11 protein-coding genes are annotated in these 15,992 nt (G+C 71.4%); 5 read left to right on the top strand and 6 right to left on the bottom strand.

The genetic code is table 11. The annotated features are described in order from the left end of the window. Nucleotides 1-7 precede the first annotated feature (7 nt). Nucleotides 8-1,435 carry an FGGY family carbohydrate kinase gene (locus ACFYZ8_RS02125; RefSeq protein WP_388536654.1) on the top strand — a complete coding sequence of 476 codons (1,428 nt, stop codon included), beginning with the start codon at nt 8-10 and terminating at the stop codon, nt 1,433-1,435. A 232-nt stretch (nt 1,436-1,667) separates the two neighbouring features. Then, nucleotides 1,668-1,880, top strand: a complete 213-nt coding sequence (locus ACFYZ8_RS02120; protein ID WP_359031776.1) for a hypothetical protein — start codon at nt 1,668-1,670, stop codon at nt 1,878-1,880. 7 nt (nt 1,881-1,887) lie between these two features. On the opposite strand, the gene ACFYZ8_RS02115 is transcribed toward ACFYZ8_RS02120, so the two are convergent. After that, nucleotides 1,888-2,550 (bottom strand): DsbA family protein, encoded by a 663-nt coding sequence (locus ACFYZ8_RS02115; protein ID WP_388536652.1) that lies wholly within the window; start codon nt 2,548-2,550, stop codon nt 1,888-1,890. A 136-nt stretch (nt 2,551-2,686) separates the two neighbouring features. Here ACFYZ8_RS02115 and pepN point away from each other — a divergent pair, with 136 nt between their 5' ends. Next, on the top strand, nt 2,687-5,275 hold the full coding sequence (pepN, locus tag ACFYZ8_RS02110) for an aminopeptidase N (protein WP_359031778.1): 2,589 nt from the start codon (nt 2,687-2,689) through the stop codon (nt 5,273-5,275). Between the two features lie 206 nt (nt 5,276-5,481). After that, entirely contained in the window at nt 5,482-6,528 is a 1,047-nt protein-coding gene (locus tag ACFYZ8_RS02105) for a hypothetical protein (RefSeq protein ID WP_388536651.1), read from the top strand. Between the two features lie 87 nt (nt 6,529-6,615). Here ACFYZ8_RS02105 and ACFYZ8_RS02100 read toward each other — a convergent pair whose 3' ends face one another. The 4 genes from ACFYZ8_RS02100 to ACFYZ8_RS02085 form a co-directional block, all read right to left on the bottom strand. Further along, nucleotides 6,616-7,800 (bottom strand): glycosyltransferase, encoded by a 1,185-nt coding sequence (locus tag ACFYZ8_RS02100; RefSeq protein WP_388536855.1) that lies wholly within the window; start codon nt 7,798-7,800, stop codon nt 6,616-6,618. 143 nt (nt 7,801-7,943) lie between these two features. Further along, nucleotides 7,944-9,083: a serine hydrolase domain-containing protein gene (locus ACFYZ8_RS02095; protein WP_388536649.1), complete on the bottom strand. Its 1,140-nt coding sequence runs from the start codon at nt 9,081-9,083 to the stop codon at nt 7,944-7,946. A gap of 99 nt (nt 9,084-9,182) precedes the next feature. Next, complete coding sequence (locus ACFYZ8_RS02090; RefSeq protein WP_388536648.1) at nt 9,183-10,961, bottom strand: TIGR03767 family metallophosphoesterase; 1,779 nt, start codon at nt 10,959-10,961, stop codon at nt 9,183-9,185. Nucleotides 10,962-11,194: 233 nt separating this feature from the next. Beyond that, nucleotides 11,195-11,641, bottom strand: a complete 447-nt coding sequence (locus ACFYZ8_RS02085; protein ID WP_388536646.1) for an NUDIX hydrolase — start codon at nt 11,639-11,641, stop codon at nt 11,195-11,197. A gap of 276 nt (nt 11,642-11,917) precedes the next feature. Here ACFYZ8_RS02085 and ACFYZ8_RS02080 point away from each other — a divergent pair, with 276 nt between their 5' ends. Continuing rightward, a complete protein-coding gene (locus tag ACFYZ8_RS02080; RefSeq protein WP_388536644.1) occupies nt 11,918-15,211 on the top strand; it encodes a S8 family serine peptidase in 3,294 nt (1,097 codons plus the stop codon). Nucleotides 15,212-15,272: 61 nt separating this feature from the next. On the opposite strand, the gene ACFYZ8_RS02075 is transcribed toward ACFYZ8_RS02080, so the two are convergent. Continuing rightward, entirely contained in the window at nt 15,273-15,992 is a 720-nt protein-coding gene (locus ACFYZ8_RS02075) for a hypothetical protein (RefSeq protein ID WP_359031784.1), read from the bottom strand.

The raw sequence follows: 15,992 nt of genomic DNA, 5'->3' as shown, positions 1-15,992 counted from the left end.
AATCTGTATGTACGTCGGTATCGATGTGGGCACGTCCGTCGTCAAGGCCGCCGCCTTCGACAGCGAGGGCCGTCAACTCGCCGGCGAGTCACGCCCGGTGGAGCTCTCCCTGCACGGCGGGTGCGTCGAGCAGGACATGGACGAGGTCTACGACGCCGTCGTCGAGGTCCTCGGCAAGCTGACCGGGCGGGTGCCGGAGCCGGTGGAGCTGGCCGGGCTGACCGGGCAGGGCGACGGGGTGTGGCTGGTCGACCGGGAGGGGCGGCCGGTGCGGTCGGCGCTGTCCTGGATGGACGGGCGGGCGCACGAACTGCTCGACCAGTGGCTGGCGGACGGCACCTTCGAGACGGTGTTCCGGCGGACCGGCGGCGCGATGTTCCCCGGCTCGCCGGGGCCGTTGCTGGCCTGGCTCGACCGGTACGACCCGAAGTCCCTGGACGCCGCCGCGAGTGCCGTGTACTGCAAGGACATGGTCTTCCAGCGGCTGACGGGGGCCGCGCGCGCTGCGACGGATGTGTCGGACGCGTCCATGCCCTTCCTCGACCCCCGGGCCCGGACGTACGACAACCGGGTGGTGGAGCTGCTGGGGCTGACCCGTCGCAGGCGGCTGCTGCCCGACGTCGGCGATCCGATCGCCACGGGTTCGGCTCGGGGGGAAGGGCTGCCGTCCGGGACACGCCTGTCGAACGGGCCGTACGACCTGCCGGCCTGCGCGCTCGGCGCCGGGGTCACCGCGCCGGGCGACGGACTCCTGATCGTCGGGACGTGTCTGGCCGCGCTCGTGGCCACCACCGAGCTGGACCTGACCGGGGAGCCGGCCGGGCTGTACATCTCCACGGACCGTCCGGGGCACCGGCTGCGGGCGATGCCGGCGATGGTCGGTACCGCCGCGCTGGACTGGGTGCTGTCGACCACGGGGGTGACGCACGCGGAGGTGGACGGCCTGCTGGCGGCCACCCCGCCGGGGGCGCACGGGGTGCGGGTGCTGCCGTACTTCGCTCCCTCCGGGGAGCGGGCTCCCTTCGTCGAACCGCATCTGCGGGCCGAACTCAGCGGGGTCTCCCTGGAGACGACGCCCGCCGATCTGATCCGGGCGACCTGCGAGGGCATCGGGTACGCGGCCCGGCACTGCCTGGAGGCGGCGGGGCTGACGGGGTCCCTGGCGGTGTGCGGCGGGGGGACCCGGAGTTCCGCGTGGATGCAGCTGCTCGCCGATGTGCTCGGACGGCCGCTCAGGGTGGTCGAGGGGGAGGTGGGGGCTCGGGGGGCCGTGCTGGCCGCGGCCGAGCGGTACGGGGTTTCGCTGGACGCGGGGATCTGGACCGAACCTACGGCGATCGTGGAGCCGGAAGCGGGACGGGCGTCGTACTACGCGAAGGGGTACGAGGAGCACCTGGGCCGAGTGGAGGAGGCGCGGGGGCGGGCGCGGCGCTGACAATGCGCCGGCATGTCCCGAGCCTGAGCTCCCTCACATCATCAGCGTCTCCTGTGTCCCCGAACCCTCTCGCCCGAACCCCGCAAGACGTCCCGCACGGCCGGACCACACGGACAGGCGATGCGGCGTCGGCCGGCTCGCGGCGGGGCCGGTTCCGGGCTGATGCCCCGGCCTCGCGAGGATCTACGCTCGCGGGGCCGAGACAGCCGGTCCCGGGCCGTCGGGGGGTCGCATGCCGAAGATGCCGTGTCCGAACTGCAAGTCGCCGTCCGAGGAGTTCGAACCGCTCAGGGACGACAAGGAGAAGGCGCACGTCCGGAAGAACAAGCCGAAGTGGGCCGGTCTGCACGCCTACTACCGCTGCTCCCGCGAAGGCTGCCGCCGGTACCAGCGGCGGGGTGACGTGAACGACGGCGGCACCTTCCCCGATCCCGACGCCAAGTGAGCGCGCCCTACAGGTTGCTGAAGTCCGGCCCCTTGGTACGCGTGCGCTTGATCTCGTAGAAGCCCGGGACCGAGGCGACCGCGAGGGTGCCGTCCCACAGGCGGGCCGCGTCGTCGCCCTTGGGGGCCGGGGTGACGACCGGGCCGAAGAAGGCGATCTCCTCGCCGTCGGGGCCGGGAACCGCGATGACCGGGGTGCCGACCTCCTGACCGACCTTGTCGATGCCCTCCTTGTGGGAGGCGCGCAGCTCCGCGTCGAACTCGAAGTCCTTCTGGTCGAAGTACTCGATCAGGTCGGCGGGCAGGCCGACGTCCGCCAGGGCGCCCTCGACGGCCTCGCGCGTCGGGCCCTGGCCCTCGTTGTGGATGCGGATGCCGAGGGCGGTGTACAGCGGGCCGAGGATGTCGGAGCCGTGCTTCTGCCAGGCCGCGGTGACCACCCGGATCGGTTGCCAGGCCTTGGTCTCCAGCAGCTCGCGGTACTCCTCGGGCAGCTCGTCGATCTTCGGCTCGTTGAGCACGGCCAGGCTCATGATGTGCCAGCGCACCTCGATGTCCCGGACCTTCTCGACCTCCAGGACCCAGCGGGAGGTCATCCAGGCCCAGGGGCACAGCGGGTCGAACCAGAAGTCGACGGGGGCTTTGCCTGAGGTGCTCGCGGTCTCGGACATGGGTCTCCTAGAAACGTGTTCGTTTCAACCCGCAACACCGCCCCCGGCCATCCCATTCCCGGCTGACCGATGTCAGGAGCACATGGCAGGATCGGGCCTGTCCGCATGCTGAACACCATCCGAGGGAGCATCGCCCGTGCCCGGTGAGAATCTGTCCCGTGACGAGGCCCGGGAGCGGGCCGCCCTGCTGTCCGTCGACGGGTACGAGGTGTCCCTCGACCTGCGCTCGGCGGTCGGCGACCAGGCCGGGGACGGTCCGCGCACCTTCCGGTCCGTGACCACGATCCGCTTCCGGTGCAACGAGCCGGGGGCCACCAGCTTCGCGGACCTGATCGCGCCGAGCGTCACGGCTCTCTCGCTGAACGGCCGGGACCTCGACCCGGGCGAGGTCTTCGACGGCACCCGGATCGCCCTGGACGACCTGGCCGCCGACAACGAACTGATCGTCGACGCCCAGTGCGCCTACTCCCGCACCGGCGAGGGCATGCACCGCTTCGTCGACCCCGAGGACGGCGAGGTCTACCTCTACACGCAGTACGAGCCGGCCGACTCCCGCCGCGTCTTCGCCAACTTCGAGCAGCCGGACCTCAAGGCGCCCTTCCGCTTCGAGGTGCGGGCGCCCGAGGGGTGGACGGTCTGGAGCAACGGGGCCGGCTCGGAGAGCGACGGCGTCTGGCGGTTCGCGGAGACCAAGCCGATCTCGACGTACATCACGTGTGTGGTGGCCGGTCCCTACCACTACGTGACGGACTCCTACGAGCGCGTCCTTGAGGACGGCACCCGCCTGGAGATCCCGCTCGGCGCCCTGTGCCGCAAGGGGCTCGCCCCCCACTTCGACTCCGACGACGTGTTCCTCGTCACCAAGCAGGGCCTGGACTTCTTCCACGAGCACTTCGACTACCCGTACCCCTTCGGCAAGTACGACCAGGCGTTCGTGCCGGAGTACAACCTCGGCGCGATGGAGAACCCGGGCCTGGTGACCTTCCGGGAGGAGTTCATCTTCCGGGGCAAGGTCACCCGGGCGTCCTACGAGGGCCGCGCCAACGTCATCCTGCACGAGATGGCGCACATGTGGTTCGGCGACCTCGTCACCATGGTCTGGTGGGACGACCTGTGGCTGAAGGAGTCCTTCGCGGACTTCATGGGCACCTTCGCGAACGTCGGCGCGACCCGCTTCAAGGACGCCTGGATCACCTTCGCCAACCGCCGCAAGGCCTGGGCCTACCGCGCCGACCAGCTGCCCTCCACGCACCCCATCACCGCCGACATCCGCGACCTCCAGGACGCCAAGCTCAACTTCGACGGCATCACGTACGCGAAGGGGGCCTCGGTTCTGAAGCAGCTCGTCGCGTACGTCGGGCAGGACGCGTTCCTGGAGGGCGCCCGGCGCTACTTCAAGCGGCACGCGTACGGCAACACACGGCTCGGTGACCTGCTGTCCGTCCTCGAGGAGACCAGCGGGCGGGACATGGGCACCTGGGCGCGGTCCTGGCTCCAGACGGCCGGGGTCAACTCCCTGACTCCGCAGGTGCTGTTGAACGCCGAGGGGCGGGTGGACGAGCTGGCGGTCCTCCAGGAGGCGGCCGAGTCCCACCCGGAGCTGCGGCCGCACCGGGTGGCGGTCGGGCTGTACCGCCGTACGCCCGAAGGGGCCCTGGAGCGGTACGCGCGCGCCGAGGTGGACGTCGACGGGCCGCGGACGGTCGTGGCGGAGCTGGCCGGCGCCACGGCCCCGGAGCTCGTGCTGGTCAACGACGACGACCTGACGTACTGCAAGACCCGCTTCGACGCGGGCTCCCTGGAGACCCTGAAGGCGGCGCTCGGCGACCTCACCGACCCGCTCGCGCGCGCCCTGTGCTGGTCGGCGCTGTGGAACATGACCCGGGACGCGCTGCTGCCCGCGCGGGACTTCGTGGAGCTGGTGACGCGGTTCGCGGGGCGCGAGTCGGACATCGGTGTGCTGCAGATGCTGCACGCCTGGGCCGACTCGGCGGTCACGCGCTACGCGGCCCCCGACTGGCGCCCGCGCGGCGCGGCCCTGCTCGCCGAGTGCGCCGAGCGCGAGTTGCTGGAGCGGGCCGCACCGGGCAGCGAGCAGCAGCTGGCGTGGGCGCGTTTCTTCGCCCGCACGGCGGAGGACGCGGGCGGCTTCGACATGCTGCGGGGGCTCCTTGACGGCACCACGACCGTCCCCGGTCTGGAGGTCGACCAGGAGCTGCGGTGGGCGTTCCTGGAGCCGCTGGTCGTGCACGGGATCGCCGACGAGAAGGAGCTGGAGGCGGAACTGGCCCGCGACGACACCGCGTCCGGCAAGCGCCACCAGGTGCGGTGCCTGGCCGCGCGGCCGTCCGCGGCGGTGAAGGCGCAGGGCTGGGCGCAGGTCGTGGAGTCGGACGCGCTGTCCAACGCGCTGGCCGAGGCGACGATCGCGGGCTGGGGACAGCCGACCCAGCGGGAGCTGCTCGCCCCGTACACGGAGAAGTACTTCGCGGCCCTCACCCGGATCTGGCGGGACCGTTCGATCCAGATCGCCATGAACATCGTCTCCGGGCTGTTCCCCTCCCTCCAGGACACACCGGCGACGCTGGAGGCGGCCGACGCCTGGCTCGCGGCGCACCAGGACGCGGCCCCGGCCCTGCGCAGGCTGGTGCTGGAGGGGCGGGACGATCTGGCGCGGGCGCTGCGGGGCCAGGCGTGCGACGCGGGGGCCGTCAATCACGAATGACCTTTGGCCCGAGCTTTGGCGGGCGGTGACCGTTACGAAATACGGTCAATAGGAGCCGTAACCCCTGGTCCACCCCGAATGGACCAGGGGTTTTCGGTCCCTACTCGGCATCCGAACACCCGTCCTTTAGTACTGCCTTGTCCGCATTTGTCGACGGGTGTGTAACAGCGGTTAGCGGGCGGACCGAGTGCGGGAATCTCCGCTGCATGAACCACAACACCCCGGTCCCCCCGCTCTCCCCCCGCCCCCCGCGCCACCTCTCCGAGGTGCAGCGTCGTGTCGTGACGGCCGGCCGGCTGCGCACGGCCGGTGTCTCGGTCGCCGAAGCGAACGAGCAGTGCCGGCCCGGTGGCCCCTGGCAGCAGATCCTCCCCGGCGTCTTCCTGCTGCACCCGGGCCCGCCGACCAGCGAGGAGCGGCTGCACGCGGTGCTGATGTACGCGGCACGGGAGCAGGGCACCGGGGTCCCGGCGCAGCCGGGCGCGGAGGAGCCGCACCGCCCGGTGTACCCCGACGCGATGATCACGGGGCTTGCGGCACTGACGCTGCACGGGTTCAGCTCGGCCCCGCCGCTGCTCTCCCTGGACCGCATCGACGTCCTGGTCCCGAGGATGCGCCGGCTGCGCTCGACGGCCGGCGCGCGGATCGTCCGCACCGCGGCGCTCCCCACCCCCGAACAGGTCACCGGCCTGCCGGTCGCCCCGGTCCCGCGCGCCCTGGCCGACGCGGTCACCGACCTGACGGACGCGAGCGCGGTACGCCGGCTACTGACGGAGGCGGTACGCGGCGGGCACTGCGAACCGGCCGCGGTCGTACGGGAGTTGAACAACGCCAAGCTGCTCGGCCGCCCGCACGTGGTGGACGCGGTGGACTCCCTGCTCGCCGAGGGCCGCGCCATCGCCGAGGACCGGCTGTACCGCATGGTCCAGGAGTACGGCCTCCCCGACCCGGTGTGGAACGTCGACCTGCGGCTGCCGGGCGGCCCCCACCTGGGCGGCCTGGACGCGTACTGGCCCGAGCAGGCGGTCGCGGTGGAACTGGACACCCGCGCCCCCCGCCAGGACGACGACGCCCTGTGGTCGGAGTACGCCCGCAAGCGCGAGCACCTGGAGCGGCTCGGCATCACGGTCGTCCACATCACCCCGCGCAAGCTCCGGGACGCGATGGAACAGCAGGCGACGGTGATCCGTACGGCCCTCATGGCCTCCGGCGACCGGGATCCCGCCGCCTATGTCGTGGTCCTGCCCCGGTAGTGACGGACCGGGGCGGGACCAGGAGGGGAGAGGAGGGGCCCACGGCACTGGGGAGCCGGGGCCCCTCCTCGTCGTGTGTCCCGTGTCCTAGAACGGCTCCGGCAGCGCCGGGCTGGTGGCGCCCGTGGCCGCGCGGTCCAGCAGGGCCGCGTACGAGGCGATCATCCTCGTACGGCTGAAGCGTTCGCGGCTCGCGGCGAGGGCCGGGGCGAGGTCGTCGCGCAGGGCCGCCGCCTCCGACCAGGCCGTCGCGATCACCTCCGGGTCCGGGGCCGTGACCAGCCCGTGGCCCGCGACGATCGCCGCGCTGTCGCCGACGTCCGTCGCGACCGGGATCGCGCCGCACATCATGCCCTCGATCAGACACAGCGGGGCCGCCTCGCCCCAGGCGGAGGTGAGGGCGACGACGTCCGAGGCGGCGTACAGCGCCTCCATGTCACGCCGGACGCCCAGCAGGCGCAGCCCCCGGTCCGCCAGGGCCGTGGCCCCCTGGAACGCCGTCGCGATGTCCGCGGTGAGCCCGGGGTTCGCGGCCGTCATGCCCGCCCCGCACATCAGCACCTGCCCCTCCGGGACACGGGCGAGCCAGGCGCGGGCGGCGGCCAGCAGCAGGGGGACGTTCTTCATGCCGTCGTAACGGGCGGCGAAGACGACGACGGGGGCCGCGGAGTCGATGCCGAGTTCCGTGCGGACCGCGAGGCGGCGGGCCGCGTCGGGGCGGAAGCGGAAGAGGTCGACGCCGTTGGGGATCACGTGGAGGAGGTCGGCGGGGATCCCCGCGGCCCGGTAGGCGGACTTCGTCGACTCGGCGCAGCAGACGCAGGCTACGACCGTGCCGTCGGCGATGGCGGCCTTCAGCTCGTCGAGGGCGGCGCCCTGGTTCTCCGGGTCGGAGCGGTGCAGGCAGACCACGACCGGGCGGCGCGGCAGGCCCGCCTGGTTGAGCAGCCCCAGCGGCTGTTCCTTCAGGGAGAGGATGACGTCCGCGTCGGCCGTCGCCCGGGCTGTTTCGGCCAGCTCGGGGCCGGTGAAGTCGGCCGAAACGCCGGCGCTGCGGAAGGTGCGCCCGAGGGAGGTGACGCCCACTCCGGCCGCGGTGAGCGCCCGGTAGCAGGTGTCGTCCTCCATCCGCTGCCGGGTCGCCTCCCGGTGGACCTCGCCGTACAGGCTCAGCACCCGGTGGTGCTGGCCGCCCTCGGTGAGACCCAGAACGATGTCGCTGTGCACGATCCGGGCCCCACCGGAGAAGAACCCCTCGTAGACCGACAGCACCCGCAGCTCGCGTCCCGTACGCACATGACCACCCGCCTTGCACATCAATCGAGCCATCCCCGTGAAGTGCGGGTTAGCCGATATGAGGCGGTACGGACATTACGTCCGGATGAACTGCGTGCTTCGGATCCGGGTCGGCGCGACTACTCGTCGCAGAACTCCGCCTCGACCACCGCGTCGGTGTCCCCCGACCAGTCGCCGTTGAAGTTGAAGGCGAGGGAGTGCCTGCCGTCGGCCGTGGTCACGGCCACGGAGCTGGAGCCGTGGATGCCGCCGTCGTGGCCCCAGACGTGGACCCCGCAGCTGAGTTCGCGGTCGATGAGCCCGAGGCCGTAGCCGGCGTTCGGGATGCCCTCGACGGTCACCGTGGTCTTCATCTCCTTCAGCTGCCGCGGCGGCAGCAGCCGGCCCTTCAGCAGTGCCGCGTAGAAGCGGTCCAGGTCCGCCGAGTCGGAGATCATCTCGCCCGCGGAGGAGGCGAGTGACGGGTTCAGCTCGGTGACGTCGTACGTCGGTCCGGTCGCCGTCTGCGCCAGCTTGGAGTAGGCCCGGCTGCTGGGCTTCGGGACGGTGACGCGGGTGCCGGGGACCGAGGTGGCCCTCAGGTGCAGCGGCTCGATGATCCGGTGCCGGATCTCCTCGCCGTACGAGCGCCCGGTGACCTTCTGGATCACCATGCCCGCCACGACGTAGTTGGTGTTGGAGTAGTTCCAGGAGGTCCCGGGCGCGAAGTCCGGCTTGTGGCCCATGGCGACCGCGACGAGCTGACGCGGGGTCTGGGTGTCGTAACGGTGCCGGAAGAAGCCGTCCTTGAGGAAGTAGGTGCGCCCGAACGTCTCGTCTGCGGTGTAGTTGAAGATCCCGCTGGTGTGGTTGAGGAGCTGGCGGACGGTGATCCGGCTGCCGTCGTGGCCGTTGCCGTGGACGACTCCGGGCAGCCACTTCTCCACCGTGTCGTCGAGCGACAGCCGTCCCTCCGCCTCCAGTTGGAGCAGCACGGTGGAGACGAAGGTCTTGGTGATGGAGCCGACGCGGTAGCGGTCGTCCGCCGAACGCGGCGCGTGCGTCCTGAGGTTGCCGACCCCGGCGGTCGTCGACCAGGTGCTCCGGCCGTCCTTGGCGGTGAGCGTCACCCCCGGCACGCCGTCCTGCACCGCGGCACGGACGGCCTGCCGGGTGCCCTCGTGGCGGTCGGCCCCGGCCGCCGCCATCGCCGGGGCGGCGAAGCCGGCCGTGAGCGCCACGGCCGTCGCCGCCACCACCACAGTCGTACGTACGGTCATGTCTTCCCCCTGGTCCGGCACGCTCGGCGAGCGTGATCGGCGGGAGAGACTCCGGCCGGGAGGGGAAGGTTGAGACCGGTCCTTCCGGTTGAGCCGGTTTCAGCCCTTCTTCAGTACCAGCTCCGTGTTCCGGTCCCCCGCGGCGCCGCCGAGCTTGTTGCTGGAGCCGGGGGCGTTGTAGGCGAGTTCGCGGTAGAGGGCGGCGAGGCCGGTCTGGGACAGGTCGGTGAAGTCGGTGCGGTGGGGGGCCGCGGACTCGACCAGGGTGGTGAAGATCGAGACCGTGCCGTCCTTGTTGTCGGCCAGTTCGATGACCCGGGCGAGGTGCGGGAAGTCGATGTGGGAGGCGGTGGAGATCTCCCAGAAGGAGCGGCCGTCGGGGGCCGAGTGGGCCTTGATCACATTGCGGTGGATGTGACCGTTGACCCAGGCCAGGACGTTGCTGTGGCTGGCGAGGAGGGCGACGACCTCATTGCCGTTGTGCCGGCGCTCGCCGGGGTGGGCCGGGTCGGGGCGGGTGTTGTCCATCGAGTCGCTGGTGTGGTGGCTGAAGACGACGACGTAGGAGTCCTTGTTCTCCCGCAGCGTCCGGTCCAGCCAGCGCAGCTGCTTGGTGCCGATGGACCCCTGGTAGTGGCCGGCCGGGTCGGTGGTGTCGAGGCTGATGCCCACGACGTCGTCGGCGACGCGGAAGCTGTAGTACTGGGTGCCCGCGTCGAGGTTGGCGGTGGAGTAGCCGTGGCCGACCGGGCCGACGCCGCGGTGGGCGGGGTCGAGGTGGGCCTTGAGGTAGTCGCGGGCGGTGTAGGGGGCGCGCCGCTCGTCGGGGGTGACCGAGCGCATGCTGCGGGCGTGCGCCTTGAGCAGGTCGCGGAAGGCGTGGCCCTGCGGGTCGCTGGCCTTCCTGATCATGTCCTGGAGCTTCTTGGACTCGGACGCGGGCAGCGACATCAGCTTCTTGCCGCCGACGGCGTACTCGGCGAGCCAGGAGTCGCCGTGGCCGTAGCAGCCGAGCGGCAGGCTGTCGTGGTTGCCGACCGTGGAGTACCAGGGGATGGTGAGGCCGGGGCTGTTCACCTCCCGGACGGCGGCGGCCAGATAGCCCCGCAGGTGCGGGAAGCCGAGCTGCTTGTCCTGGTCGCGGGTGGTGGCGTCGGGCTGCCAGTACTGCTTGAGGCCGCTGTTCTGGACGCCCTCGTAGTGGCGCGGGTCCCCGGAGTTGGGGGTGATCCGGCCACCGCTCATGACGGTGAGGAACCAGTCGAGCTCGGTGCGCGAGTTGTTGTCCGTGTTGTCGCCGGTCGTCATGGCGAACTGGAGGGGGGCACCGGTGGCCGGGCCGCCGCGCAGCGCGTTGATCCGCTCGACGAGCGAGATCGCGCCCGGCACGGTCAGCGCCTCCTGGGGCCGCCAGGCGTGCACGTCGGTCGAGCGCAGGTACTCCAGGCGCATCGGGTGCTGGCTGTCCATCAGGTGCAGGTCGGTGAGCTGCACGAACGCCGCGAGCGGGGTGCGCCGGCCGGCCCGTCCGGCCTTCGGGGCGGCGAGGTCGGAGCGCACTTTGCGGCTCCAGCCGGGACCGTTGCCGAGGCGCCGGTAGCCGGAGCCGGTGCGCGGGGCGGCGACGGAGGCGACGGTGGTGCCGCGGGTGTACGGGGCGAGGGGGGCCTCGGCCGGGGCGGCGGCCTGGTGGACGGTCTGGTGGACGGTCTGGGCCACCGGTGCCTCGGCGGCGCCGGTGGTCGTCGCGGCCTGGCTGTCGGTGGGCCGCAGGGCGTAGCCGACGCCCGCGGAGACGGCGGCCGCGCCGGCGGCGGCGAGGACGGTACGGCGGTGGACCGCCGGCGTGGTGCTGGCGACAGAGCGTATGCGCGACATGGCGCGATCTCCCCGAGTGCGAACTGCGTCGGCAGTGGTCGCGGGGTGGTCGCGTGCGCGAACAACCCGCTCGCATTGGATGCTTGGCACCGGGAATGACCTGCGCGTGAACGAGACGGCAACGCGCAACGCCGATCACCGTACGTGGATCTTGGCCCACCCTGCGCGTCCGGGACCGCTCGTCGAACGTCCGGGGGGCCGTCACTCCGTGTTCATCTTCCGGGGTACGACACCTATTCCTCCGGCCGTCCGGCCACCGGCCGCTCCCGCCACAGCCGCAGTCCGAAGTCGACCATGGGCACCCGGGTCAGCGCGGGTACCGCGTCCAGGTCGTGCCATGCGGCCATGTCCGTGGAGCCGCCGACCTCGAAGCGCAGGTCGCCTCCGGTGACCCGGGTCTCGTACATGAGCCCCACGTGGTGCTGGTCGACCGGGCGGCGGAAGCGGCGCCGGGACGGGAAGCGCACCGACCGCACCCCGAGCAGACCGGTGACCTCGACGTGGTAGCCCGTCTCCTCCGCCACCTCCCGCAGGACGGTGTCGTAGGGGTCCTCGCCGTGCTCCATGCCGCCGCCCGGCAGCGTCCAGCGGGGCCGGCCGTCGTTGAGCCAGCGGGCCAGCAGGATCTGTCCGTCGCGGACGCATACGGCGTAGGCCGCCACCCTCAACCTCTCTCGCATAGGGGCAAGTTAGCCGGGCGGGAGCGACGTCTGGAAAGGCGGCCCAAAGGGCTCGTGGGGTGAATTGCCGGGTTCCTCACGCATCTTCGCCGATGTCCCCAAAGGGCATCGCGGGTTTTCCCCATACACCCATATCGATTCGGTCAACTCTCCCTAAACATCCTTCCCATGCGTAAAGCTGTGCGGTCATCCGGGGTCTTCTTCCGGATCACCGTGGTCAGGACCGATCGGTCCCGGTCACACACCCGCTGGTTCCTTTACCTACAAGGGATGCCGATGACCCTCACCCCCCAGCACGCTCCGATATCGGGCGCGAGACGTGTGGCGCGTATAGCGGTGGCCGCCGGTCTGGTCGCCGCGCTCTCCGCGGCGGGGCCGATACCCATGGCCTTCTCCGCCGCCCAGGACGACGCCCCCGCCGCCTCCGACCCGGGCCTGAAGTCCGCGGACGAGAAGCTCGGTTCGGACGACGCGGACGCGCTCACCGAGGCCAAGGCCGACGGCGCCAAGAACATCACGCTGATGGTCGCCACCGCCCCCGGCAAGACCGAGCAGGTCGCCGCGGAGCTGGACGCGGTCAAGGGCGGCCTGGTGGGCCTCACGTACGACAAGCTCGGTTACGTCCGGGCCACCGTCCCCACCGCCAAGGCGGACTCGGCCATCGCCGCCGCCGCGAAGCTGTCCTCCGTGCACGGCATCGACGTCAAGCAGGACATCCCGCTGGACGACCCGACGCCGAGCGCCGACACTGCCAAGGGTGCCGCGCACAAGGCCACGAAGACCTACCCGGCGCCGAGCGCGAAGACGCCCGCCGAGAACCCGTACAACCCGTCCTTCGAGACGGGCGCCGTCGACTTCGTCGAGGACCATCCGAAGGCGGACGGCCGCGGGGTCACCATCGGCATCCTGGACTCGGGTGTGGATCTCGGCCACCCGGCCCTGCAGAAGACCACCACCGGTGAGCGGAAGATCGTCGACTGGGTGACGTCGACCGACCCGGTCTCCGACGGTGACGCCACATGGCGGCGGATGAACAATCCCGTCAGCGGCCCGACCTTCACCATCGCGGGCGCCACCTGGAAGGCCCCGGCGGGCTCCTACCAGTTCAACCTGTTCCGCGAGTCGGCCACCGCGGGCGGCGACGCCAAGGGCGACGCCAACCGCGACGGCGACACCACCGACGTCTGGGGCGTGCTGTACGACGCGGCCGCCGGAACCGTCCGGGTCGACCTGAACAACAACAACGACTTCTCCGACGACACGCCGATGAAGCCGTACAAGGACGGCTTCCAGGTCGGGTACTTCGGCACCGACGACCCGGCGACCGACGTAGCCGAGCGCCAGCCGTTCGTCGTCGAGATCCGCAAGGACGTCGTCTTCGACGCCGCGGGCAGCAAGGCCGACTACGTCAACATCGGCGTCATCGAGTCCGAGCACGGCACCCACGTCGCCGGCATCACCGCCGCCAACGGCCTGTTCGGCGGCCGGATGAACGGCGCGGCCCCGGGCGCGAAGATCGTCTCCTCCCGTGCCTGCACCTGGACCGGCGGCTGCACCAACGTGGCGCTGACCGAGGGCATGATCGACCTCGTCGTCAACCGCGGGGTCGACATCGTCAACATGTCGATCGGCGGCCTGCCCGCGCTCAACGACGGCAACAACGCGCGCGCCGAGCTCTACACGCGCCTCATCGACACCTACGGCGTCCAGCTGGTGATCTCCGCGGGCAACTCCGGCCCCGGCGCGAACACCATCGGCGACCCGGGCCTTGCCGACAAGGTCATCTCGGTCGGCGCGACCATCTCCAAGGAGACCTGGGCCGCCAACTACGGCTCCGCCGTGGAGAAGAAGTACGCGATGATGCCGTTCTCCTCGCGCGGTCCGCGTGAGGACGGCGGCTTCACGCCGACCCTCTCCGCCCCGGGTGCGGCCATCAACACCACGCAGACCTGGCTGCCGGGCTCCCCGGTCGCCGAGTCGGGCTACACGCTGCCGGCCGGCTACTCGATGCTCCAGGGCACCTCGATGGCCTCCCCGCAGGCCACGGGCGCGTCCGCGCTGCTGATCTCGGCCGCCAAGCAGAAGCACATCGCGCTGACCCCGGCCACCCTGCGCACCGCCCTGACCTCGACCGCCGACCACATCAAGGGTGTGCAGGCGTACGAGGAGGGCGCGGGCCTCATCGACATCGTGGACGCCTGGGACGCCATCAAGGACGGCGCCACCGCGAACACCTACACCGTGAAGGCCCCGGTCGACACCGCGATCGACCAGCTCCTGAAGACCCCGGGCTACGGCACCGGTCTCTACGACCGCGAGGGCGGTCTGAAGGCCGGTCAGAAGAAGACGTACGACGTCACGATCACCCGTACGTCCGGCTCGGCCAAGGCGCTCCGCCACGAGCTGCACTTCCACAACAACGCGGGTGACACCTTCCGGATCCTCGGCAAGGACGACATCAGCCTCCCGCTGAACCAGCCGGTGACCGTCAAGGTCCAGGCCCAGCCGAAGTCCGCGGGCCTCAAGAGCGCGATCCTGGTCGTCGACGACCCGAAGACCGAGGGCCTCGACCAGCAGATCCTCACCACGGTCGTCGTCTCGGCGCCGGTGAAGTACACCTACACCGCGTCGAACACCGTGCAGCGCAACAGCACCCAGTCGTACTTCGTGACCGTGCCCGCGGGCGCCAAGTCGCTGGAGGTCGCGATCGGCGGGCTCAAGGACAAGAGCCAGACCCGCTTCATCGCCATCCACCCCTACGGCGTCCCGGTCGACAACACCGGCACCCCGTACTGCTACAACAACTACCTCGACGGCAACGGCTGCAAGGCCGACGCCCGTTCCTACGCCGACCCGCAGGCCGGTGTCTGGGAGATCGAGGTCGAGTCGCGCCGCACCTCGCCGCTGCTCGACAACCCCTACAAGCTGGACGTCGCCGTCTACGGCGCGGTCTTCGACCCGGAGACCGTGACCGTCCCCGAGGCCAAGGTCGGCACCCCGGCCACCGCCTCCTGGAAGGTGACCAACACGCTCGCCGCGATCGACGGCAAGCTGGCCGGCGGTCCGCTCGGCTCGTCCAAGACGGCCCGCCCGACCATCGCCGAGGGCGCCACCCAGACCACCACGGTCGAGGTGCCCGCGGGTGCCAAGTCGCTCGACGTCGCCATCGGCAACGTCTCCGACGTCTCCGCCGACCTGGACCTGACCGTCTACAACGCCGCGGGCACCGTGGTCGGCCAGTCCGCCGACGGCGACTCGGAGGAGGCCGTCTCGGTCGCCTCGCCGGCCGCCGGTACGTACACCATCGAGGTCGCGGGCTACTCCGTCCCGGCCGGTTCCACGGCGTACGACTACCAGGACGTGTTCTTCTCCAGCACCCTGGGCACCGTCAGCGTCTCCGACGCGCCGGTCAAGCTGGCCACGGGCGCCTCCACGACCGTCTCCGGCAGCGTCACCGCCCTGGCGGCCGCCCCGGAGGGCCGTGAGTTCTTCGGCCAGGTCAGCCTCGTCAACGCGCGCGGCACGGTCGCGGGCGTCGGCAACGTGAAGATCGAGAAGGTCACGCCGTAACACTTCTCCGTACGGCGACAAGGGGCGGGCGTCCGGTGGGCGCCCGCCCTTTCTCGCGCCCCTAGCAGGCCCGCCCGCGCGACTGCGGGAGCGAGGCGGTGATCCAGGCCCGCTCCCGGGCGACCTCCCGCTCCCCGACGGCCCAGTGGTCGGGGCTCGGCGAGCCCTCGGTCACGCCGAACAGGACACGGGTGCCCTTCGTGAGGGGTGCGGGGAGGTCGTACTCGCTGATCACGTAGGTGAGGTGGCCGAGGTCCCGGGTCTGCTTGAAGTAGCGGCTCACGTGGACGGTGACCTGGAGTTCGCCGGTGGCCGGGAGTTCCTTGACCACCGTGACCTCGCCCTCGGCGACCGTGGTGGCGCAGGCCAGGTAGGCCGGGCTGCCGAAGCGGGCGCCGGCTTCCGCCTTGGAGGAGCCCGAGTCGGCGCTGGAGCTCGCGTCCTGGTTCATCCCGCCGCTGTGCCCGAGGAGCCAGCCGAGCCCCGTGACGACACTTGCGGCGGCGGCCACGGCGAGGGTGCCGAAGGCCAGGGTGCGGACGCGGCGGCGGGCCGGGGAGGAGGGCCGCGGTCGCGCGGGAACGGGTTCCGAGACGGGCGGCGCCTCGGTGAGCCTCTCGCCGAGAATCCCCAGCTGCTCCCTCAGCAGCCCGATGTCGGCCTCGGCCGCCCGGTACTCGGCCAGGAAGACGGAGTCCGCGCGAGCCTCCTCGCTCAGCTCCTCGCCGGTGATCGCGGCCATGAGCGCGTCGCTGTCGTACATCTCGTTCCCGGCGCTCAT

The organism is Streptomyces sp. NPDC001668, assembly GCF_042893155.1.
Classification (GTDB): domain Bacteria; phylum Actinomycetota; class Actinomycetes; order Streptomycetales; family Streptomycetaceae; genus Streptomyces.
This window is presented reverse-complemented; position numbering and strand designations above follow the sequence as displayed.

Excerpts from the sequence above, each read along its gene's own strand:
- ACFYZ8_RS02105 (WP_388536651.1), top strand. The coding sequence starts at position 5,482 with ATGAACCACAACACCCCGGTCCCCCCGCTCTCCCCCCGCCCCCCGCGC.
- ACFYZ8_RS02095 (WP_388536649.1), bottom strand. The coding sequence starts at position 9,083 with ATGACCGTACGTACGACTGTGGTGGTGGCGGCGACGGCCGTGGCGCTC.
- ACFYZ8_RS02080 (WP_388536644.1), top strand. The coding sequence starts at position 11,918 with ATGACCCTCACCCCCCAGCACGCTCCGATATCGGGCGCGAGACGTGTG.
- ACFYZ8_RS02125 (WP_388536654.1), top strand. The coding sequence starts at position 8 with ATGTACGTCGGTATCGATGTGGGCACGTCCGTCGTCAAGGCCGCCGCC.
- ACFYZ8_RS02090 (WP_388536648.1), bottom strand. The coding sequence starts at position 10,961 with ATGTCGCGCATACGCTCTGTCGCCAGCACCACGCCGGCGGTCCACCGC.
- ACFYZ8_RS02085 (WP_388536646.1), bottom strand. The coding sequence starts at position 11,641 with ATGCGAGAGAGGTTGAGGGTGGCGGCCTACGCCGTATGCGTCCGCGAC.
- ACFYZ8_RS02120 (WP_359031776.1), top strand. The coding sequence starts at position 1,668 with ATGCCGAAGATGCCGTGTCCGAACTGCAAGTCGCCGTCCGAGGAGTTC.
- ACFYZ8_RS02115 (WP_388536652.1), bottom strand. The coding sequence starts at position 2,550 with ATGTCCGAGACCGCGAGCACCTCAGGCAAAGCCCCCGTCGACTTCTGG.
- ACFYZ8_RS02075 (WP_359031784.1), bottom strand. The coding sequence starts at position 15,992 with ATGAGCGCCGGGAACGAGATGTACGACAGCGACGCGCTCATGGCCGCG.